The sequence below is a fragment of the Paenimyroides marinum genome, from assembly GCF_900108395.1.
Classification (GTDB): Bacteria; Bacteroidota; Bacteroidia; order Flavobacteriales; family Flavobacteriaceae; genus Flavobacterium; species Flavobacterium marinum.
The window spans coordinates 130,601-150,286 of sequence record NZ_FNXE01000001.1 but is presented as its reverse complement, the minus strand read 5'-3'; the positions used below and the strand labels follow the sequence as shown (position 1 = coordinate 150,286).

Below are 19,686 nucleotides of genomic sequence, written 5' to 3'. Positions count from 1 at the left end.
TCTGCTTTGCATCTTTTTGTTTCAACTTAAATTATTTAAGAAAGAACAATACACGGTGTCAATTCTTTTGTTATTGTTGTCTTTTATAATTTACAGGCTTGGGTATTTTTTTCTATAAAATCCATTACAATTTTTGTGGCATTTTTGTTTTTTAGAACAAAATTTTTGTTTTTAGAACCTAAATCTTTTCGCAAAGAAGTGTTTTTAATTAATTCATTAAACGTGTTTGATAACTCTTCTATGTTATTCACAACCAAACAACTTCCTAACGATACCAAATCGTTTGCTTCCTGAAATTTTTCGTATTTCGGACCAATTACAACCGGGGCTCCGTAAGTTGCCGGTTCTAAAATATTGTGCAATCCGGTTCTAAAAGCACCACCCACATAAGCAATATCTGCATACGCATAAATTTGTGTCAGAATACCGATCGTGTCAATGATGAAAACATCGGCGGTGGATAAATCATCCGGATTATAGTTAGAATATCGGACAACTTTTTTGTTGATTTTCTGCTTTAACCTGTTTAAATCTTCTTCTTTGATGTTGTGCGGAGCAATGATAAACTTAATATTTTTGCTGTTGTTAAGATAAGGCAGATAAATGTTTTCATCATCTATCCACGAACTCCCGATTACAATAGTAGCTGTATTGTTTTTAAATTTTTCTATAAAATCTAAAGGTTGAACACGTTCCACAATTTCAGCCACCCGGTCAAAACGAGTATCGCCATGAACGGTAACATTTTCAAAACCAATTGATTTTAAAAGTATGTTTGACACTTCATTCTGAACAAAAAAATGATGAAAGGCAGTTAAAGCTTTTCTGTAAAAACCGCCGTATCCCTTAAAAAATAATTGATCTTTTCTGAAAATTCCTGCAACCAAATAAGTAGGAATATTGCGTTTTTTTAATTCATTCAGATAATTTGGCCAAAATTCGTATTTGATAAAAAATACCATTTCAGGCTGAACCAAATCTAAAAATCGTTTAACGTTCGGTTTTGTATCTAACGGCAGATAAATAGTAATATCAGCAATTTTATTGTTTTTTCTGATTTCATATCCCGAAGGGGAAAAGAAGGTCAATACAATTTTATAATCGGGGTGTCTTTTTTTTAAAGCTTCCATCACAGGTAAACCTTGTTCATATTCGCCCAAAGAAGCCACATGCAACCAAATGTATTTTTGAGAACGATCTGTTTTCTGTCTTAAAATAGAAAAGGTTTGTTTTCTGCCATCTATGAACAACCGCATTTTTTTATTAAAAAAACGAGTGATGGGCAGTAAAAGTGCACTTAAAAAGATAACTGTTTGATATAAAAAACGCATGCTGTGATTTAATTAATACAAAAATACAAATTTTAACTGACAAGCATTTTAATTATCGTTTGTGATAAAAATCAACCCAAAAATATTTGTAGGAATTAGTGCGGTTTTCTTTTTGAATAAGAAAAAATAGTACTTTTGTATATTAAATTTTCAATAATGAAAAAACTACAAATGGTTGACTTAAAGAGTCAATACGAACATATTAAAGAAGAAATTAATGCCGGTATTCAGGAGGTTTTAGATACCACAACTTATATCAACGGACCTAAAGTTCACGAATTTCAAAAGAATTTAGAAAGTTATTTAGACGTAAAACACGTTATTCCTTGTGCTAATGGAACCGATGCCTTACAAATTGCAATGATGGGCATGGGGTTAAAACCTGGCGATGAGGTAATTACTGCCGATTTTACATTTGCCGCTACGGTTGAGGTTGTTGGCTTGTTAGGATTAACACCGGTTTTGGTTGATGTGGAAGAAGATACAATGAACATTTCTGTTGAAGCCATAAAAAAGGCCATTACTCCAAAAACAAAAGCCATTGTACCGGTTCATTTGTTTGGTCGCGCTGCGAATATGGCCGCGATTATGGATTTAGCAAACGAACACAACTTGTTTGTAATTGAAGACAACGCTCAGGCAATCGGGGCTAATTATACTTTTGCCGATGGAACAAAGAAAAAAGCAGGAACTATTGGACATGTGGGAGCAACATCATTTTTCCCTTCAAAAAATTTAGGTTGTTATGGTGATGGCGGTGCCATTTTTACAAATGATGATGCACTGGCACATACCATTCGCGGAATTGTTAATCACGGAATGTACGAACGCTACCACCACGATGTAGTAGGAGTGAATTCTCGTTTAGACAGTATACAGGCAGTAGTTTTAAATGCAAAATTACCTCAGTTAGATACCTATAATCAAGCCCGAAAAAATGCAGCTAAAGTCTATAACGATGCATTCGAAACGAATGAGCACATCATTACTCCAAAGTTTGATTTTGAAAGAGACGATCATGTGTTTCATCAATATGTAATCCGTATCACTAATGGAAAACGCGATGCTTTGTTAACGCATTTGCAAGAAAAAGGAATTCCTTGTGCAATTTATTATCCAATTCCGTTGCACAAACAAAAAGCATATACAGACGAACGTTATAACGATGCCGATTTTGCAGTTACCAATAAATTTGTAGATGAAGTAATTGCCTTGCCTATGCACACCGAACTTGATAAAGAACAACTCGATTTTATTACCTCAACGGTTTTAGAATTTGTTTTATAAATAATTAAAGGTCCTCTCTACTCGTGAGGGCTTTTTTATTTTAAAAATAGTTGCTATATTAGTCTTTCGTATTAAAACTTAAAGAATGTAATATGAAAAAAACAATTATTATTATATTAACCTTTGTTTCTTTTTCTTTTTATGGAAAAAGTAATGATGTTTTGTTATCTTACTTTGTAAATCACACATTTGCTGAAAAATCAATTGATTCAGAAAATGAATTAACCGGAAAAGAATGGGTTGAGCAAAGAAAAAGTTATCTTATAAAAAAAATGGGGTTGAATGATACAGATTGCGAAAAGCTTTTCTATGAATGTACCGATGCTTTTACCGATATATATGCAAATTCTTACGAAAAGCTTGTGAAAATGTATAAAGGCAAAGAAAAAGATGAAAAGTATCATGAGATATATTCAAAACTTCAAAGTAGTTTTGATATAAGAGTATTGAATTGTACAGATAGTTTTCAAAGTTGTTTATTTATAAATAAAGAAATATGAAAAAAGGGATATTTAGTATAATTTGTTTATTTTTTGGAATGACTGTTTTTGCACAGGACATTACCAATGATGAGTTATTTTTAAGATATGAAGCTGAAGTTAAAAGACTGAGTACATCTGAAAGTTATTTGAATTATAGTAAAATCAACAAAGAGTATTATGATAAGATAAATAACAATCAATTATTTATAGATGCTCCGGAATTTATTGAAGATCAATTTGAAAAGCATTTAAAAGATACTAAGTTTGCAACGACCGATGAAGCGATGGAGCTTTATAAAAAGCAACAAGAAGCCCAAGATATTTTTTATAATGATATTAAAAAATCATCAAATTTGCTAAGCGAATTGCAAAAGAAATATGAAGCACGACTTATTTTTGAAACTTACGATTTAAGAAATAATTCTTTTTAAGACAAAAAACCGCCAATTGGCGGTTTTTTTTGTTATCTGATACTATAAGACTTTTGTTTTTCTTCAGATAGTTGAGCAAAACGTTCCTGACATTCTTTAATCATTGCAATAGCAGCTGCTTTATCGCCAAAACCGTTGGTTTCTACTTTTTTGTTTTCCAAATCTTTATACACCTGGAAAAAGTGCTCTATTTCTTTAATTAAGTGTTTGTTGATGTCACCTAAATCGTTTAATTCACGCATTAAAGGATCGCCTGTTGGAACACAAATAATTTTTTCATCGTTTCCTTTGTCGTCTGCCATATAGAATACACCAATTGGCTTTACTTCCATTAATAAACCGGGAATCGTAGGTTCTGTTGTTAAAATCAGAACGTCTAACGGGTCGTTGTCTAACGCTAAGGTTTCAGGAATAAAACCATAATCGGTTGGATATTTCATTGATGAGAATAACAAACGGTCAAAACGCATCATTTTTAAATCAAAATCGAACTCGTATTTATTTCTGCTTCCTGCAGGAATTTCGATGAATACATCGAATTGTTCAACATTCGTCATATGTATATAATTTTCTTTTATTTCAAATTGGTTGCAAAAGTACGTTAAAATTCAATTCTTTACAAATTAAAAATAGAATCCAAAAACTACTTTTACACCCACTTTACGCACATTGGGATTTTCTAAATAATTTCCACGCCAGTTTACATCAATCCGCAGACATTTAAAGATATTGCCTACGCCGACAAAGTATTCATAATAGATTTTATCTTTTGGAGCGGTGTATAGAATATTTGAAGCGTTTAAGGCAATGTTTTCTTTTGAGACATCTCCCCAAACACCACGAATCCCTACAAATTCACGAATTCCCAATTTTCTGATGCCCGGAATACGCGAAAAAATCCGTCCGTTAAAATTGTGTTCTAAATGCAATGCAATGTATTCATCGGTAATAAATTCGTAATAATTCATTTGACTAAAGGCATTGTCAATGATAAAGTACGATTGGTTTCCGGGAATAACGCTTAGTAACCCTAAAGGAACGGTACCGTAGGTTTTCCCGACTTCTAAAGTGGGAGTGAAGCGACCAAACCCTCCAACCATAATAGGGTGGCGGTACAGCAACTGAATTTTTTTATAGTCAAAATCACTGCCCAACATTCCTTTGATTCCCAATGAATAATTAAAGAAAACGCGGGCGTAGTTGTAATCCACATCGGTTCTGTCAACTCCGTGCCCCACTGCTTTTCTGCGGGGTGTGTAATCAACGGAAAGGTTGATTTCTGATTGTTTTAAATCGTTTTGAATGTTTCCGTTTTCATCATAATAAGCTAATGAAAAAGTAGGTGATGCCGATTTTAGGGTTTTATAGTTGAATGAGGTAGAAAATTTTAAATTTTTTAAAGGCTCAATTTCCAACCCGGCAGAAGAAAGGTTGATGTTTGATAATTTTGAATTGTCGCCACTTGCCAGCAGGGCACTCGATGCAAAACTGCGTCCTAAAACGTCTGTAATAGGAGATAAGGTTGCTGCAATTTGTTCCACATCTCTGCGGTTGCCTGCAAAAAAGATAAAACGCGAATTTTTATCTAACATAAATCTGCCCGAAATTCCGTACTTAAACTTGTCGTCTTTAAATCCGTAAGCGGTGTAGCCTTCTAAACGCCACATATCGTTCTGACCAAAATACGTACGTCCGCCCACACGCAGGCGTAATCCTTCGATATCGTTAAATCCGAAAGACGAAAAAATGGGACCGTAATCAAAATTGCCAATCTGAATATAATCACTTGCCAGAATAGTTGCCAGATTCACATACGTTTGAAAACGTTTGGTTTGCTGTAACTGATCTAACATGGTGTAAATACCTTTTTCTTCTTCTGAAAGCGGTTCAAAACGGTAACCTTCCCAAAATTCATCGGGGCGGTTCATCAGTGCTTCATTATATGTGTTGACTTCGCTTTTGTAAAAGTTCAACGGCATTTTTTTGTTGAAATTGAAATTTTTATAAAAGGTGGTACGTTTACCGTACATTCCTTTTGATTTTTCGTTTTGACGGATACTGAAATCGGTCATCAAGTGGTCTTTTGTTAATAGAAACACCGAATCGTTCAGTACTTCGTATTCCTGTTCAATATAAATATCGCGTACCCAGTTAATGTTGGCGTCTCGGCTAATAGCCATATTTATTTTTTTAATTGCCCAGGTGCCATCGTTTACCCAAAAATCGCCTCTGAATGTCAGTTCGCCTTTTCTGCGTGGATAATACACAATGTTGTAGCACAATTTGCCATCGATATAAGCGGTATCGTTTAAAACATAGTTGTAAACGTTGATTCCGGTACGTGATAAAGGCGACACAAAATCTTTGTCGTAGAGCTTTAAATAATTGTCGTAAATGTCATATTCTACATATAAATCCTTTAAAAATGCCATAATGTGCTGGTTGTTTTCAAAACCGGAATTTTTATTCCCCGAAAGGATTTCTTTTTTTAAATTGGCAGTGTTATCGCCATAAACATTTGATGCCTGTTCATTGATGAAAATAGGCAGGTAGGTTTTTCCGGTGATTTTTGAAGTATCTACCTTGTCGAAAATAAATTCCATACCTTTAAACAGTTTACTTTTCATATAAGCACTGTCGATGGAATTTAAATCAAATTCAATCTTTTCGTATTTCTGGTAGGTGTATTGATCAAATTTATGCAGACCATTTTTTCGACGGTTTTCCCATATTTTTCGGAGAATGTCTAATGCGGGATTGTCTTTTTTAGATGTTTTTCCCGAATATATTTTAATTTCAGAAAGAACGGTGTCTTCTTGCAACTCGATTTTTAAATCAAGAGATGTTTTTTTTGTTAAAGGCAAATACACTTCTTCGTATCCGGTAAAAGAAATAACTAAAGTGTCTTGCATGTTTTCAGATTCCAGATAAAATTTTCCGTCTTCGTTGGTAATAACGCCTTCAGATGTGTTTTTAAAATACACGCTGGCGTAAGGTATAGGTTGCAGGCTGGTGTCAATTACTATACCGCCCACTTTTGTTTGTGCCAATAGCAGATTGGTTGCTAAAACAAAAAAGACCAATAACAATTTTTTCATAACAAAAAACTCCAACCTTTTGGCTGGAGTTACAAATGTAAATTAAATTTTAATTATTTTCTGTATAATACTTTTTTTACTGCTTTTATTACATCTTGTGCATTTGGCAACCATTCTTTTAACAGAACAGGCGAATAAGGTGCAGGTGTATCGGCAGTTGTAATACGCTGTACCGGAGCATCTAAATAATCAAAAGCGCGTTCCTGAACCATATAAGTAATTTCAGATGCTACTGATGCAAATGGCCACGCTTCTTCTAACACAACTAAACGATTGGTTTTCTGTACCGATTTTAAAATGGTATCATAATCCATTGGGCGAACAGTGCGTAAGTCGATGATTTCACAAGAGATGTTTTCTTTAGCCAATTCATCGGCTGCAAGGTAAGCTTCTTTGATGATTTTTCCGAAAGATACAATGGTTACATCGGTACCTTCACGTTTAATGTCAGCAACTCCTAATGGAATGGTGTATTCGCCTTCCGGCACTTCGCCTTTGTCGCCGTACATTTGTTCTGATTCCATAAATATTACCGGATCGTTATCACGTATAGCCGATTTTAATAATCCTTTGGCATCATAAGGGTTTGATGGCACCACAACTTTTAATCCAGGAGTGTTGGCAAACCAGTTTTCAAATGCCTGTGAGTGCGTTGCACCTAATTGTCCGGCAGATGCTGTTGGACCGCGGAAAACAATCGGCATAGAAAATTGCCCGCCACTCATTTGACGCATTTTAGCGGCATTGTTTATAATTTGATCAATACCAACTAACGAGAAGTTGAAGGTCATAAACTCAACAATTGGTCTTAAACCATTCATTGCTGAACCCGCAGCAATACCGGCAAATCCCAATTCGGCAATTGGTGTATCAATAACGCGTTTTGGACCAAACTCGTCTAACATTCCTTTACTGGCTTTGTAAGCTCCGTTGTATTCGGCAACTTCTTCGCCCATTAAATATATTTTTTCATCGCGGCGCATTTCTTCGCTCATTGCTTCACAAACGGCCTCTCTAAATTGAATTGTTCTCATAACATCTAATTGATAGGTGCACAAAAATATGAAATATTAATTTGTTTGTGTTTAAATTTGAGATAAAAAAAGTAAGATTTTATTCTGCTCCTTCTTGTTTTCCGTTTTTGTACATTTGTACTATTGTTTCTTTTCCGTCTTCGCTATACATTTCCCATTTTCCTTCGTAAACTCCATTTTTCCAATTGCCCAAAGCTCTTAAATTTCCATTTTCGTACCAATATTTGTGAGTTCCGTTTGGTTTTCCGTCTATAAATTCTCCTTCGCGAGCTTTATTTCCATTTGAATGAAAATATTCCCAAAATCCGTTTTCTTTAAGGTTCTCAATTTTTCCTGTTGAGTATATTTGTCCATTTAGAAAATAAGCTTTTTTATATCCGTTTGAAATAGGTTTAAATTGAAGTGATTGGGCTTTTTCCTCGCTAAAATTTTGTCCGTTTTTTATAAAGTCTGGCTTAGATATTAATGTGTCGTTTATATAAATTTCATATTCATCTAAATTAAAATTTTGTGAATATAAATTCAGTATGGAAAAGAATGTAAGAATAGATATACAAATCACTTTTTTCATTTGGTTTAATTTAAAGATTATAAATCCCCAAATATATAAAAAGAAAAACGGCACAGATTGATAAAGCAGGTGTTTTTAATTTCATATCTAAATAACATTTATTAAAATGCGTTTATTTACAAACAGATATAAAAACAAAATGTAAAATATTATGCATGCATAGTAAAATATTTTGAAATTTTTTTTATCTTCGTACCTAATTAAGAATTAATCTAATAAACGTAAAATAAATGAAAATATTAGTTTGCATCAGCCATGTGCCTGATACTACTGCAAAGATTAACTTCACTAATGGAGATACAGAGTTCGATACAAACGGTGTTCAGTTTGTAATTAATCCAAACGATGAATTTGGATTAACACGTGCTATATGGTTTAAAGAAAAGCAAGGTGCACACGTAACTGTTGTAAACGTTGGCGGTGCTGATACCGAAGCTACTATCCGTAAAGCATTGGCTATTGGTGCTGATGAAGCGATCCGCGTAAACGCCAGTCCTACCGATGGATTTTTTGTTGCAAAACAATTGGCAGAAGTGGTAAAAGCAGGTAATTACGATGTGGTAATCTGTGGAAAAGAATCGTTAGATTACAACGGAGGAATGGTTCCGGGAATGTTGGCATCTTTATTAGGATACAATTTTGTAAATTCTTGTGTAGGTGCTGAAATCGAGGGTACAAAAGCTACTTTGGTTCGTGAAATAGATGGTGGTAAAGAAACGTTAACAACAGATTTACCAATTGTAATTGGCGGACAAAAAGGAATTGTAGAAGAAAAAGATTTACGTATCCCGAATATGCGTGGAATCATGACCGCCCGTACCAAAGCGTTAAACGTAATGGAACCGGTTGCTGCAGATGCTAAAACAAAAGCGGTGAAATTTGAAAAACCAGCTCCGAAATCGGCAGTAAAATTAATCAGTCCTGATAATTTAGACGAGTTAATCAATTTGTTGCACAACGAAGCTAAAGTAATCTAAATTTTAAACGCTTGTCATTTCGAGTTTGTCGAGAAATCTTTAAAAGATTCTTCCTTCGTCAGAATGACAAAAATAAGTTTCAATTATAATTAAAAAATAAACGAAAATGTCAGTTTTAATATATACAGAGTTTTCAGAAGGAAAATTTAAAAAGGTTGCATTAGAATTAGCCTCTTATGCAAAAAAAGTAGCAGAATCATTAGGAACAACTGTAACTGCGGTTGCCGTTAATGCAGGCGATGTTTCTGCATTAGGAGCCTACGGTGTTGACAAAGTTTTGAAAGTTACCGATACTAAATTGGATAAATTCAATGCCAAAGCATATGCCGATGTGGTAAAACAAGCTGCTCAAAAAGAAGGTGCAAAAGTTGTTATTTTATCATCTACAACCGATTCTTTATACATGGCACCCATTGTTGCCGTTGGATTAGAGGCAGGTTACGCTTCAAACGTAGTAGCATTGCCGGTTTCTACGAATCCTTTCCAGGTAAAACGCAATGCGTTTTCAAACAAAGGATTCAACATTACCGAATTAACTTCGGATGTTAAGGTAATTGCTTTAGCTAAAAACTCATTTGGTTTGGTTGAAGCACAAGGAGCTGCAGCCGCTGAAGATTTTGCGGTAACATTAAATGATGCCGATTTCAATATTGCTATTCAAAGTCAGGATAAAACCACAGGGAAAGTAACCATTGCCGATGCAGAAATTGTTGTTTCAGGTGGTCGCGGATTAAAAGGTCCGGAAAACTGGGGTATGATTGAAGAATTAGCAAGCGTTTTAGGAGCTGCAACTGCGTGTTCAAAACCAGTATCTGATCTAGATTGGAGACCTCACTCAGAACACGTTGGTCAAACAGGTAAACCGGTAGCTGCAAACTTGTACATTGCAGTAGGTATTTCAGGTGCCATTCAGCACATTGCGGGTATCAACGCTTCTAAAGTAAAAGTTGTCATTAATACAGATCCGGAAGCACCTTTCTTTAAAGTTGCCGATTACGGAGTGGTAGGCGATGCTTTCCAGATAGTACCGGAATTAATCACAAAATTAAAAGAGTTTAAAGCGAATAATAACTAAGATTTGCTTTTACATTTATACAAACAGCCGTAATTTTTACGGCTGTTTTTTTTTGTAAATTTGGTAGTAAAAAACCGAAAATCATTAAAAATGTTTAATATAGATTTATGAAAAAATACTCTTTCTTTTTAATCATTTCTTTTTTCTTGGTTTCTTGTTATGATAAAACCTCAAGTAATCCAACAGAAGTGTATCAATTGTGGATTGGAACAAAACCTTCAAAACAAATAAAAGTAATTAATGGTCAATATTGGGAATCGGGACATTGGACAAAAGAATATGTATTGTTCTTGGAACTGCAAACGGATAAATCGTTTTGGGATAAATTTAAGAAAGAAAACAATCTAATTATTGATACCATAAAGAACGAGATGATAACATCAGAACAGCCAAAATGGTTTAACCCTTCTAAAAATTCAATACAATATAAGATAAATGATCATTTTGATCAGGGTTCACGGTATTATGAAGATCTAACAAACAACAAAATTTATATCTATGAAATCCAACTTTAAAATTAGTATTCTGTTTTTATTTTCTGGGACATTGCTGTCTTGTATTTCTAATAACTCAAAGGGTGAAGATGATTATCAACTAACTGAAAAGATGACTATAAATACTTATAAGAAACAACTGAAAAAAATCGAAATATTAAAAAAATCGATGACCGAGTATATGGATTTTTCCGATCCTTCATATACAGAAAATGATATTGAAAAGTGCGAATCGATTTTAACTGATTTTATTCAAAACATCGATAAAACATCAAACAGAGAAGAAGTATTAAAAATTATTCAATTAACTGTTTTTCAGTTTAATGAATTAAATAAAAAATGTGATTTCGCCTTGATTGAAACAAATGAAAGAGAGCAAATAGCAGAAATTATTATAGAAGCCGGATATTTAAAAGGATATAATTCACTAACCGAAGATGTTACCGAAGAATGGCGTGAATGGTAGTTAGTGTCTTAGAAAAAAATCCCAATCAAAATAAAAAACTCTCATTAGGCTATTAAATTTAAAGATAGTATCTTTGTTTAATAGCCTTTTTTGGCTATTTTTATATCTATGAGTTTAGTACGATTAACAATTAAAGGAATTTCATACAGCCACACACAAAACGGAGCCTATGCTTTGATTTTGAATGAAGTAGATGGAGAGCGAAAGCTGCCTATTGTCATTGGTGCATTTGAAGCACAGGCAATTGCAATAGCCATTGAAGAAGATTTAAAACCGCCCCGTCCGTTAACGCATGATTTGTTTAAAACGTTCTGCGATCGCTTTGCCATTGTGGTAAAGCAGGTTATTATTCACAAATTGGTTGATGGGGTTTTTTTCTCAAGCATTATCTGCGAACGTGAAGGAGTCGAAGAAATCATCGATGCACGTACATCTGATGCCATTTCTCTGGCATTGCGTTTTGATGCACCTATTTTTACCTATAAAAACATTTTGGATAAAGCCGGAATCTATCTTCGCGAACAAGAGATTGCCGATCAGGAAGAAGAAAATTCAGACGAAGATTTCGACGACGATGAAGAAGATGATGATAACGATGAATCAATCAACGATGCTATTGACGAATTCTTAAACATTGTTCCTACAGAAAAAGGTAACGAATTTTCAGATTTTTCGGTACAGGAATTAAACGATATGTTAGAATTAGCTGTTTTAAATGAAGATTACGAAAAAGCGGCACGTTTAAGAGATGAATTATCCAAGCGAAATTTGTAACAGATTATGCAACAATATCTTGATTTAGTAAAACACGTTTTAGAAAACGGTGTGCAGAAAGGTGACAGAACCGGAACCGGAACCAAAAGCGTTTTTGGCTACCAAATGCGTTTTAATTTGTCTGAAGGTTTTCCTATGGTTACTACCAAAAAACTCCATTTAAAATCGATTATCCACGAACTGCTTTGGTTTTTAAAAGGCGATACCAATATTGGCTATTTAAAAGAAAACGATGTTAAAATCTGGAACGAATGGGCGAATGAAAACGGTGATTTAGGACCTGTTTATGGGTATCAATGGCGGAATTGGAACGGCGAAGAAATCGATCAGATTAAAGAATTAATCGAAACATTAAAGACAAATCCAAACAGCCGCAGAATGTTGATTTCGGCGTGGAATCCTTCTGTTTTGCCTGATACATCGGTTTCGTTTGCAGAAAATGTAGCCAACGGAAAAGCGGCTCTGCCTCCGTGTCACGCATTTTTTCAGTTTTATGTAGCCGACGGAAAATTGTCGTGCCAGTTGTACCAACGTTCGGCAGACATCTTTTTAGGCGTACCGTTTAACATTGCATCGTATGCCTTATTAACCATGATGATTGCACAGGTTTGCGGTTTAGGCTATGGTGATTTTATCCATACCTTTGGTGATGCACATATTTACAACAACCATTTTGAACAGTTAGAATTGCAGTTGTCGCGTGAACCACGTCCGTTACCAAAAATGATATTAAACCCGGAAATCAAAGACATTTTTGATTTTACGTTTGACGATTTTATGTTGACAGATTACGATCCGTATCCGGCAATAAAAGGAAAAGTTTCGGTATAATGAAAATAAGTGTAGTAGCGGCCGTTTCAGAAAACAATGCCATAGGGAAAAACAACGAATTGTTGTGGCATTTGCCTGCCGATTTCAAACATTTCAAAAATACGACAAGCGGTCATTTTATTTTAATGGGACGCAAAACGTTTGAATCGTTTCCCAAGCCGTTGCCTAATCGCACGCATTTGATTATCACCCGGCAAAAAGATTATCCGGTTGCAGAAAATTGCTTTGTATTTCAAACCATTGAACAAGCATTGGAATTTGCAAAAGCAGAGCGACAGCAAGTAGTTTATGTAATTGGAGGTGGCGAAATTTATAAGCAAACGATGGACGTAGCCAATGAATTAATCATTACACACGTATACGCTACATTTGATGATGCCGATGCGTTTTTTCCTGAAATAGCATCTGATTGGAAAACGGTTTCAGAAGAATTTCATAAATCCGACGATAAAAACAGATATGATTTCATGATCACAGTTTATCAGAAATGAAATGACATAATTGTCATTTAGAAGTAAAGAGGAGTCTTTTTAATAGTTTAGATTCTTTATCCACTTCGTTCCGATAGACAAAATATCATAAACAATGAAAAAATGGAACACAGCTTTTATGGTATTTTTTACTGCGTTTATCGTAAATGCACAAATGGCTGTGTTTCAGAAAGAAATTCCCCGATTACCACAATTAACGTATTACGCTGTTAATCATTTGGGCGATACTGTCTTTATTAAGAACAACGAAATCACTAAAAAAACAAAATTAAAAACCTATACGTTTAAAGATCCTTTTTTGGGTGAAATTGACAGGTATGACGAACGAAATCCGTTGCAACAGCTTGTTTTTTATAAAAATATTCAGCAGATCGTTTTGTTAGACAACCAATTAAGTATCAAAGAGAAAATGGTGTTGGCAGATCGTTTTCCTGAAATAGATGCTGCGTATGCTTCACTCACTGCACAAGCTTCTATCTGGATTTTTGATCAGGCAAGCAAGCGGTGGTGTATCATTTCCTCTCGAAAGGAGCTTCCGCAGTTTGTAAGTAATCCCATAACAGATTATACTTTTTTAACCACAGATGGCAACTTTGCTTACTGGCAAAAAAACGATGTTGTTTACGGAATCGACATCTACGGAAAAGTGATTCCGCAGAAAAATCTATCCGAAAATGCTAAATTGTTAGCAACTAATAACGATTTAATGGTGTATATATTAAACAATAAATTATTTTTGTTTAACACGAAACAAAACAAAACAGAGCAGTTAACAGAAATTACTTCAACAGTAAGTGCCGTTTTTTTTAACGCAAAGATTTTAAGTGTGTTAACAACAGAAAAAATGTATTTATACCAGATAAATTAAAAGATATGCAAGTTGCAATTGCCGGAAATATTGGAGCAGGAAAAACTACTTTGACCAGACTATTAGCGAAACATTTTAAATGGGAACCGCATTATGAAGATGTGGTGGACAATCCGTATTTAGATGACTTTTATCATTCAATGGATCGCTGGTCGTTTAACTTACAAATTTACTTTTTAAACAGTCGTTTTCGCCAGGTATTAACGATGAAACAAAGCGGAAAAAATACCATTCAAGACCGGACCATTTATGAAGACGCACACATTTTTGCTCCCAATCTGCACGCTATGGGCCTGATGTCTAACCGCGATTATGAAAATTACCGTCAGTTGTTTGAGCTGATGGAAGGTTTGGTAGGTGCCCCCGATTTGCTGATTTACCTGCGGAGTTCTATTCCAAATTTGGTAGGACAAATTCACAAACGCGGACGCGAATATGAAAATTCCATTTCTATTGATTATCTGAATAAATTAAACGAACGTTACGAAAGCTGGGTCAAAAGCTATGACAAAGGTAAACTGTTGATTATTGATGTGGATCCTATTAATTTTGTAGATAATCCGGAAGATTTGGGCGGAATTATTAACAGGATTGATGCAGAAATTAATGGATTGTTTTAAGTAACAAGCTTGAGTGTGGTTAATAGGATTAGATTCATAAAAAGAATATTTTGTCGTTTTGTCATTTCGAGGAATGAGAAATCTAATTGTAAAAAGTTAGATTCTTCACTTCACTTTGTTTCGTTCAGAATGACAATGACCTATTTATTATTGTTTTTCTTTATATGTCTGGCAGCAATTGGTCAAGAAAACTGGAATGTATCCTTGCAAACGTATCAAGGGGCTATACTGCCACACAGTAAAAATATTTCGCACTTAATTACCAATAAGCCTACGGGGTATCTGTTCTCAGTGAACCACAGAGTAAATGGCTCAAAAGAATGGCATCACACGTATCGTTTTCCCGAAATTGGTTTTTCATTCCACACACAAAATAATCACAATGAAACATTAGGTGATCTGTATGGTTTGTACGGACATTACAATTTTTATTTTTTAAACCGGAAGTTACAATTTAGAGTGGGGCAGGGCGTGGCTTATGCAACCAATCCGTACGATAAAGAAACCAATTTTAGAAATGTGGCGTATGGCTCTAAATGGATGCCTTCGACTTATTTTATGCTAAGCTACGATCAGGCAAGGATTTGGAAAAATATTGGTTTTAATGCAGGATTGTTGTTTGTACATCACTCTAATGCAACCATAAAATCGCCCAATACAAGTACCAATACCGTTGCGTTAAATGTGGGGGTAACCTATCATTTTTCTGATAAAGACGAGGTACAACGTGCTTCTTCTTTTGATAATTACCCGCAAAATATGCGTTACAACCTGATCTTCAGAACGGGCATTAATGAAAGCCATATTATTGGAATGGGACAAAAACCTTTTTATCACATAGCGGCAGTAGCAGAAAAACCGCTGAACAATTACGGGGCAGCACAATTAGGTGTTGATCTGTTTCTTTCACATTCGTTAAAAGAACTGATTCCGTTTTTAGCGACTTCGTTTCCCGAAGAAAATATGAATAAAGATACCGATTGGAAACGCGTTGGACTTTTTCTTGGGTATGAATGGTATCTGAATAAACTAACCGCTGAAGGAAATATTGGTTATTATGTGCACGATGAGTACAAGAACAATGGTTCGTTTTATCAGCGTTTGGGCTTGCGGTATTATGTAACGCCAAATATTTACGGAGTGATGTCTTTAAAAACACATTTCGCTAAAGCCGAAGCGTTTGAAGTAGGCTTGGGCTATAAACTGTAAGTTGTTTTTAGCATAAATATTAACTAAAGAATTAGTAAATCTGTGCATCTGTGGCAAAAAAATAGAATTATGAAGAAAAGTATCGTTTTATTATTATTGATTATTGCCGGATGTTCTGGCGAAGATGCTTGTTTTTCTAAAAAAGGAAATGCAATTACACAGAAACATCAATTACAAGGATTTCACACAGTGGATATTCCAATGAACGTTTCGGCAGAAATTATTCCTGATAATGAATACAAACTGGAAATCGATTCTTATGAAAACAGAATCGATGCAATTTCTTTCGCAGTAAAAGATTCTGTTTTGACTATTCAAAACGATGTTTCGTGCGAACTATTGAAAAGTTATGAAACAGCAGTGTTGAAAATTCATACGCCTACCTTAAAACGAATCAATTCCCGCACGCAGTTCAATGTATATTCAACTGATACGTTACGCTTTCCTGATTTGTATCTGATAACAAGTCTCCCTAATGAAGAAAGTGCCTCGACCGCATTTGATTTTAAAATTAATAATAAAAAGATTACGGTTGAAGACAACCAAGTGGGATTGTTTTTATTAAAAGGTAAAACCGATGTGCTTGATGTGAAATTATACGGTGCCAATGGTTCGGTAAAAGCTGAAAACTTAACAGCAAAAACGGTCGATGTTTACCACCGAAGCAATCAGAACATTCATTTATTTGCCAAAAATAAAATTCAGGGAACCATTGCTTCCGTAGGAAATATCTATCTGTACCACAAACCCGATACGGTGCAACTAACCCGATTATACACGGGAGATGTGGTTTATAAGTAGTTTTTAGGTTCTACGTTTTAAGTTTTAAGTCGCTTGACTTTAAGGTGTTATCATTTTTGAAACACATAACATACAGCCAATAACCTAATAGTTTATACCTTTTTCAGCAGTTTGCATTACAACGTTTTCTCTCTAAAAATAGCTTCCAGATTTTTGTTTTTTAATTGCATTGATAAAATTTTGATTCCGTTTTCCTGAGCAAAATCAAACAAAGCAGACCGCATGTCTTTATTGGCATTAAAAACCAACTCCCATTGTGTATCGTGAATGTTGTGAAAGGATTTTAAGTCAGGCAAACGTTTAATAAACTCTTCTTCAATTTTAAAGTCGAATTCCACCTCAATAATTTGGTCATTTTCATTACTGAATATCTGCTGCAATTTGTTATCGGCAACAATTTCACCTTTTTTAATGATGATTACGCGGTCACAAATAGCTTCCACTTCCTGCATAATATGTGTTGAAAGAAATACGGTTTTATCTTTGCCAATGTTTTTAATCAAATCACGGATTTCTGTTAGTTGGTTTGGGTCTAACCCTGTGGTAGGTTCATCTAAAATCAACACTTCCGGATTGTGCAACAGAGCAGTCGCCAATCCCACACGCTGACGGTATCCTTTAGAAAGCTGCCCGATTTTTTTATGAGCTTCAGGCAATAATCCGGTGAGTTGAATCACTTCGTCCGTACGTTTTTTATCTACTTTATAAACATCGGCATTAAAAGCCAAATATTCGCGAACATATAAATCTAAATACAGTGGATTGTGCTCTGGCAGATAGCCAATTGATTTTTGAACCTCTTTTGCTTGGGTTTTAACATTAAATCCGTTGACTAAAGCAGTTCCGTTCTCTGCTTCAATATAAGTGGTTAAAATCTTCATTAATGTAGATTTTCCGGCACCGTTCGGACCTAAAAAACCAACAATTTCTCCTTTTTGTATAGTGAACGAAATCGAATTTAACGCCTTTTGTGTTCCGTAATTTTTAGAGATATTTTGTACTTCGATTGACATAATGAAAGACTTGTTTGAAACAAAAGTACGTAATTTTTGCGTGATTTGCTATAGCTGTAAAATTATATCCTTTCGGCATTCAGTGAGGTGTTTTACTTATCTCTTGTATTCCTGCGTTCGTTTCGTAATGGGCGTTGTTCGGCAAATTTCTTTTTAAAATCTTTTCGGTCTTTAGTAGGTGCAGGTTTTTTGTTAACCAATGTTTTTTCTGTTTTTGGCAAACTTCCTTCTTCGGTTTTGGTACTGTCACCAATTAAGCGGTTTAGTTCAGCCATCTCGGTTTTGGTGATTTCACGGTATTTTCCCACAGGAACATCTAATGAAATATTGATAATCCGGATGCGTTTTAATGCTACAACGGTATAATCAAAATACTCGCACATACGGCGGATTTGTCGGTTTAAACCTTGCGTTAAAAAAATACGAAATGTGGTATTACTGATTTTTTCTACACGGCATTCTTTAGTAACCGTATCTAAAATAGGCACGCCGGCACTCATTCTCTTGATAAAACGATCGGTAATGGGCTTGTTTACGGTAACAATATATTCTTTTTCGTTGTTGTTTCGGGCACGGAGAATTTTGTTTACAATATCACCGTCGTTCGTCATAATGATCAATCCTTCGGAATCTTTATCTAAACGACCGATTGGAAAGATGCGTTCAGGATAATTTACAAAATCAACGATATTGTTTTTGACAGATTGATTGGTGGTACATTCAATACCCACCGGTTTGTTTAAAGCCAGATATATTTTGGGTTCTTCGCGTTCTGAAATTAATTTCCCGTTTACCCTGACTTCATCTGTTGGTAAAACTTTTGTACCCAGTTCGGGTACTTTTCCATTGATGGTGATTCTGCCTTGTTCCAGTAATTTATCCGCCTCACGACGAGAGCAATAACCAACTTCCGATAAAAATTTATTAATTCGTGTACCTTCCTGTTCCATAATGCAAAATTACGATTTAAAGCAGTTATTTTCTAAAAAATAAACCATTTGTTCATTTACAATTTCATTGTACAGACTATGCCCTAAATTAGATGTTGTAAAAAGCGGAAGGTTGGGGTGTTTTTCTAAAATTTCCAATGCATCGGTATAAGGAACCACCTTGTCGGTTTTATCGTGAATGATGCCAATGGGAATCTTTATAGAATTGATAAATGAACTGCTGTTGAATTCATTGGGGTTGATGGCAAATCTTTTAGAGAATTCTTTTAAAAATCCCTGGTAAGATTTTTGTGAAAGCGAAATCAGTTTTTTGTAATTATCGGTAATTCTTAAAAAGCGGTTGGGTGCGCCTAACGAAACAATCTTTTTTACAAAATTGGGTTGATAAACCGACATATAATAAAGCATGGTCATTCCGCCTAAACTATGACCTATTAAAAAATCAGGTTTAAAATGATTGCAGACAACATGCACAAATTTACTGTACAAAACAGCATTAAACTCTTTGCCATCGCTTAATCCTTGTCCGGGTGCGTCCAATGCAATAATGCGGTAATTTAACTTTTTAAGAAAATGGATCACACCTTGCCAGCGGTTGGCGTTGCTTTCCCAGCCATGAATCAGTAAAATGGTTTCTTTTTCGCCAAACCATTCATACGTTTGAATATTGTGTGATCCTTGTTTAAGTTTTTTCATTGAGCTGGATCCCAAAAAGGTGGGCAGCGATTTTAAAACGCCGTCACGAGGTACCGAAAATAGCGTATAAGCGATTTCTGATGCAAATTTTGCATTTAAGTAATGAAGGGAATTGATGTACAAACCAAAACCTTTTGTAAGTATTTTATATTTCAGATCTTTCCAGAATGCCATAAAAAAAGCCTCT

General features: G+C 34.8%; 22 protein-coding genes. 14 read left to right on the top strand and 8 right to left on the bottom strand.

Annotation, left to right across the window (positions count from 1 at the left end):
- Positions 1-83: 83 nt before the first annotated feature.
- Positions 84-1,331 (bottom strand): 3-deoxy-D-manno-octulosonic acid transferase, encoded by a 1,248-nt coding sequence (locus tag BLW20_RS00735; protein WP_091095313.1) that lies wholly within the window; start codon positions 1,329-1,331, stop codon positions 84-86.
- Positions 1,332-1,487: 156 nt separating this feature from the next.
- On the opposite strand from BLW20_RS00735, the gene BLW20_RS00730 reads away from it, so the two are divergent.
- From BLW20_RS00730 to BLW20_RS00720, 3 genes are all read left to right on the top strand, one after another.
- Positions 1,488-2,618, top strand: coding sequence for a DegT/DnrJ/EryC1/StrS family aminotransferase (locus BLW20_RS00730; protein ID WP_091095311.1), 1,131 nt, complete (start codon positions 1,488-1,490; stop codon positions 2,616-2,618).
- Between the two features lie 92 nt (positions 2,619-2,710).
- Positions 2,711-3,118, top strand: a complete 408-nt coding sequence (locus tag BLW20_RS00725; RefSeq protein WP_091095309.1) for a hypothetical protein — start codon at positions 2,711-2,713, stop codon at positions 3,116-3,118.
- A complete protein-coding gene (locus tag BLW20_RS00720) occupies positions 3,115-3,531 on the top strand; it encodes a hypothetical protein (protein ID WP_091095307.1) in 417 nt (138 codons plus the stop codon). The genes BLW20_RS00725 and BLW20_RS00720 overlap by 4 nt, the downstream gene beginning before the upstream one ends.
- A 32-nt stretch (positions 3,532-3,563) precedes the next feature.
- Here the strand turns inward: BLW20_RS00720 and BLW20_RS00715 are convergent, their stop codons facing one another.
- The 4 genes from BLW20_RS00715 to BLW20_RS00700 form a co-directional block, all read right to left on the bottom strand.
- Positions 3,564-4,088, bottom strand: coding sequence for an inorganic diphosphatase (locus BLW20_RS00715; protein ID WP_091095305.1), 525 nt, complete (start codon positions 4,086-4,088; stop codon positions 3,564-3,566).
- Between the two features lie 66 nt (positions 4,089-4,154).
- Positions 4,155-6,629: a DUF5686 and carboxypeptidase-like regulatory domain-containing protein gene (locus tag BLW20_RS00710; protein ID WP_091095303.1), complete on the bottom strand. Its 2,475-nt coding sequence runs from the start codon at positions 6,627-6,629 to the stop codon at positions 4,155-4,157.
- 53 nt (positions 6,630-6,682) lie between these two features.
- A complete protein-coding gene (locus tag BLW20_RS00705) occupies positions 6,683-7,663 on the bottom strand; it encodes a pyruvate dehydrogenase complex E1 component subunit beta (RefSeq protein WP_091095301.1) in 981 nt (326 codons plus the stop codon).
- A gap of 79 nt (positions 7,664-7,742) precedes the next feature.
- Entirely contained in the window at positions 7,743-8,234 is a 492-nt protein-coding gene (locus BLW20_RS00700) for a toxin-antitoxin system YwqK family antitoxin (RefSeq protein WP_091095299.1), read from the bottom strand.
- A gap of 230 nt (positions 8,235-8,464) precedes the next feature.
- Between BLW20_RS00700 and BLW20_RS00695 the strand changes: the two genes are divergently transcribed.
- From BLW20_RS00695 to BLW20_RS00645, 11 genes are all read left to right on the top strand, one after another.
- On the top strand, positions 8,465-9,211 hold the full coding sequence (locus tag BLW20_RS00695) for an electron transfer flavoprotein subunit beta/FixA family protein (protein WP_091095297.1): 747 nt from the start codon (positions 8,465-8,467) through the stop codon (positions 9,209-9,211).
- Positions 9,212-9,317: 106 nt separating this feature from the next.
- Positions 9,318-10,286 carry an electron transfer flavoprotein subunit alpha/FixB family protein gene (locus BLW20_RS00690; protein ID WP_091095295.1) on the top strand — a complete coding sequence of 323 codons (969 nt, stop codon included), beginning with the start codon at positions 9,318-9,320 and terminating at the stop codon, positions 10,284-10,286.
- A gap of 107 nt (positions 10,287-10,393) precedes the next feature.
- Positions 10,394-10,801, top strand: coding sequence for a hypothetical protein (locus tag BLW20_RS00685; RefSeq protein ID WP_091095293.1), 408 nt, complete (start codon positions 10,394-10,396; stop codon positions 10,799-10,801).
- Positions 10,785-11,246, top strand: a complete 462-nt coding sequence (locus BLW20_RS00680) for a hypothetical protein (RefSeq protein ID WP_091095291.1) — start codon at positions 10,785-10,787, stop codon at positions 11,244-11,246. Before BLW20_RS00685 ends, BLW20_RS00680 begins: the two co-directional genes overlap by 17 nt.
- 108 nt (positions 11,247-11,354) lie before the next feature.
- Positions 11,355-12,020, top strand: coding sequence for a bifunctional nuclease family protein (locus tag BLW20_RS00675; protein ID WP_091095289.1), 666 nt, complete (start codon positions 11,355-11,357; stop codon positions 12,018-12,020).
- Positions 12,021-12,026: 6 nt separating this feature from the next.
- Complete coding sequence (locus BLW20_RS00670) at positions 12,027-12,851, top strand: thymidylate synthase (RefSeq protein ID WP_091095287.1); 825 nt, start codon at positions 12,027-12,029, stop codon at positions 12,849-12,851.
- Positions 12,851-13,342 (top strand): dihydrofolate reductase, encoded by a 492-nt coding sequence (locus tag BLW20_RS00665; protein ID WP_091095285.1) that lies wholly within the window; start codon positions 12,851-12,853, stop codon positions 13,340-13,342. The genes BLW20_RS00670 and BLW20_RS00665 overlap by 1 nt, the downstream gene beginning before the upstream one ends.
- A 94-nt stretch (positions 13,343-13,436) precedes the next feature.
- Positions 13,437-14,210, top strand: coding sequence for a hypothetical protein (locus tag BLW20_RS00660; RefSeq protein ID WP_091095283.1), 774 nt, complete (start codon positions 13,437-13,439; stop codon positions 14,208-14,210).
- Between the two features lie 5 nt (positions 14,211-14,215).
- On the top strand, positions 14,216-14,830 hold the full coding sequence (locus tag BLW20_RS00655; protein WP_091095281.1) for a deoxynucleoside kinase: 615 nt from the start codon (positions 14,216-14,218) through the stop codon (positions 14,828-14,830).
- Between the two features lie 135 nt (positions 14,831-14,965).
- Positions 14,966-16,039 carry an acyloxyacyl hydrolase gene (locus BLW20_RS00650; RefSeq protein ID WP_177165003.1) on the top strand — a complete coding sequence of 358 codons (1,074 nt, stop codon included), beginning with the start codon at positions 14,966-14,968 and terminating at the stop codon, positions 16,037-16,039.
- A 69-nt stretch (positions 16,040-16,108) separates the two neighbouring features.
- Positions 16,109-16,840, top strand: coding sequence for a GIN domain-containing protein (locus BLW20_RS00645; protein WP_091095278.1), 732 nt, complete (start codon positions 16,109-16,111; stop codon positions 16,838-16,840).
- 116 nt (positions 16,841-16,956) lie between these two features.
- Here BLW20_RS00645 and gldA read toward each other — a convergent pair whose 3' ends face one another.
- The 3 genes from gldA to BLW20_RS00630 all read right to left on the bottom strand — a co-directional run bounded on the left by gldA (position 16,957) and on the right by BLW20_RS00630 (position 19,673).
- Positions 16,957-17,853: a gliding motility-associated ABC transporter ATP-binding subunit GldA gene (gene gldA, locus BLW20_RS00640; RefSeq protein ID WP_091095275.1), complete on the bottom strand. Its 897-nt coding sequence runs from the start codon at positions 17,851-17,853 to the stop codon at positions 16,957-16,959.
- Positions 17,854-17,945: 92 nt separating this feature from the next.
- Positions 17,946-18,803 carry a 23S rRNA pseudouridine(2604) synthase RluF gene (rluF, locus tag BLW20_RS00635; protein ID WP_091095273.1) on the bottom strand — a complete coding sequence of 286 codons (858 nt, stop codon included), beginning with the start codon at positions 18,801-18,803 and terminating at the stop codon, positions 17,946-17,948.
- A 9-nt stretch (positions 18,804-18,812) separates the two neighbouring features.
- The gene (locus BLW20_RS00630; protein WP_091095272.1) at positions 18,813-19,673 is read right to left on the bottom strand and encodes an alpha/beta fold hydrolase; all 861 of its coding nucleotides are present in this window, start codon (positions 19,671-19,673) and stop codon (positions 18,813-18,815) included.
- Positions 19,674-19,686: the final 13 nt, after the last annotated feature.

Coding starts and splice junctions, on each gene's coding strand:
- BLW20_RS00690 (WP_091095295.1), top strand. CDS start 9,318: ATGTCAGTTTTAATATATACAGAGTTTTCAGAAGGAAAATTTAAAAAG.
- BLW20_RS00695 (WP_091095297.1), top strand. CDS start 8,465: ATGAAAATATTAGTTTGCATCAGCCATGTGCCTGATACTACTGCAAAG.
- BLW20_RS00725 (WP_091095309.1), top strand. CDS start 2,711: ATGAAAAAAACAATTATTATTATATTAACCTTTGTTTCTTTTTCTTTT.
- rluF (WP_091095273.1), bottom strand. CDS start 18,803: ATGGAACAGGAAGGTACACGAATTAATAAATTTTTATCGGAAGTTGGT.
- BLW20_RS00630 (WP_091095272.1), bottom strand. CDS start 19,673: ATGGCATTCTGGAAAGATCTGAAATATAAAATACTTACAAAAGGTTTT.
- BLW20_RS00735 (WP_091095313.1), bottom strand. CDS start 1,331: ATGCGTTTTTTATATCAAACAGTTATCTTTTTAAGTGCACTTTTACTG.
- BLW20_RS00650 (WP_177165003.1), top strand. CDS start 14,966: ATGACCTATTTATTATTGTTTTTCTTTATATGTCTGGCAGCAATTGGT.
- BLW20_RS00710 (WP_091095303.1), bottom strand. CDS start 6,629: ATGAAAAAATTGTTATTGGTCTTTTTTGTTTTAGCAACCAATCTGCTA.
- BLW20_RS00675 (WP_091095289.1), top strand. CDS start 11,355: ATGAGTTTAGTACGATTAACAATTAAAGGAATTTCATACAGCCACACA.
- BLW20_RS00665 (WP_091095285.1), top strand. CDS start 12,851: ATGAAAATAAGTGTAGTAGCGGCCGTTTCAGAAAACAATGCCATAGGG.
- BLW20_RS00680 (WP_091095291.1), top strand. CDS start 10,785: ATGAAATCCAACTTTAAAATTAGTATTCTGTTTTTATTTTCTGGGACA.
- BLW20_RS00715 (WP_091095305.1), bottom strand. CDS start 4,088: ATGACGAATGTTGAACAATTCGATGTATTCATCGAAATTCCTGCAGGA.
- BLW20_RS00685 (WP_091095293.1), top strand. CDS start 10,394: ATGAAAAAATACTCTTTCTTTTTAATCATTTCTTTTTTCTTGGTTTCT.
- BLW20_RS00720 (WP_091095307.1), top strand. CDS start 3,115: ATGAAAAAAGGGATATTTAGTATAATTTGTTTATTTTTTGGAATGACT.
- gldA (WP_091095275.1), bottom strand. CDS start 17,853: ATGTCAATCGAAGTACAAAATATCTCTAAAAATTACGGAACACAAAAG.
- BLW20_RS00700 (WP_091095299.1), bottom strand. CDS start 8,234: ATGAAAAAAGTGATTTGTATATCTATTCTTACATTCTTTTCCATACTG.
- BLW20_RS00655 (WP_091095281.1), top strand. CDS start 14,216: ATGCAAGTTGCAATTGCCGGAAATATTGGAGCAGGAAAAACTACTTTG.
- BLW20_RS00660 (WP_091095283.1), top strand. CDS start 13,437: ATGAAAAAATGGAACACAGCTTTTATGGTATTTTTTACTGCGTTTATC.
- BLW20_RS00730 (WP_091095311.1), top strand. CDS start 1,488: ATGAAAAAACTACAAATGGTTGACTTAAAGAGTCAATACGAACATATT.
- BLW20_RS00670 (WP_091095287.1), top strand. CDS start 12,027: ATGCAACAATATCTTGATTTAGTAAAACACGTTTTAGAAAACGGTGTG.
- BLW20_RS00645 (WP_091095278.1), top strand. CDS start 16,109: ATGAAGAAAAGTATCGTTTTATTATTATTGATTATTGCCGGATGTTCT.
- BLW20_RS00705 (WP_091095301.1), bottom strand. CDS start 7,663: ATGAGAACAATTCAATTTAGAGAGGCCGTTTGTGAAGCAATGAGCGAA.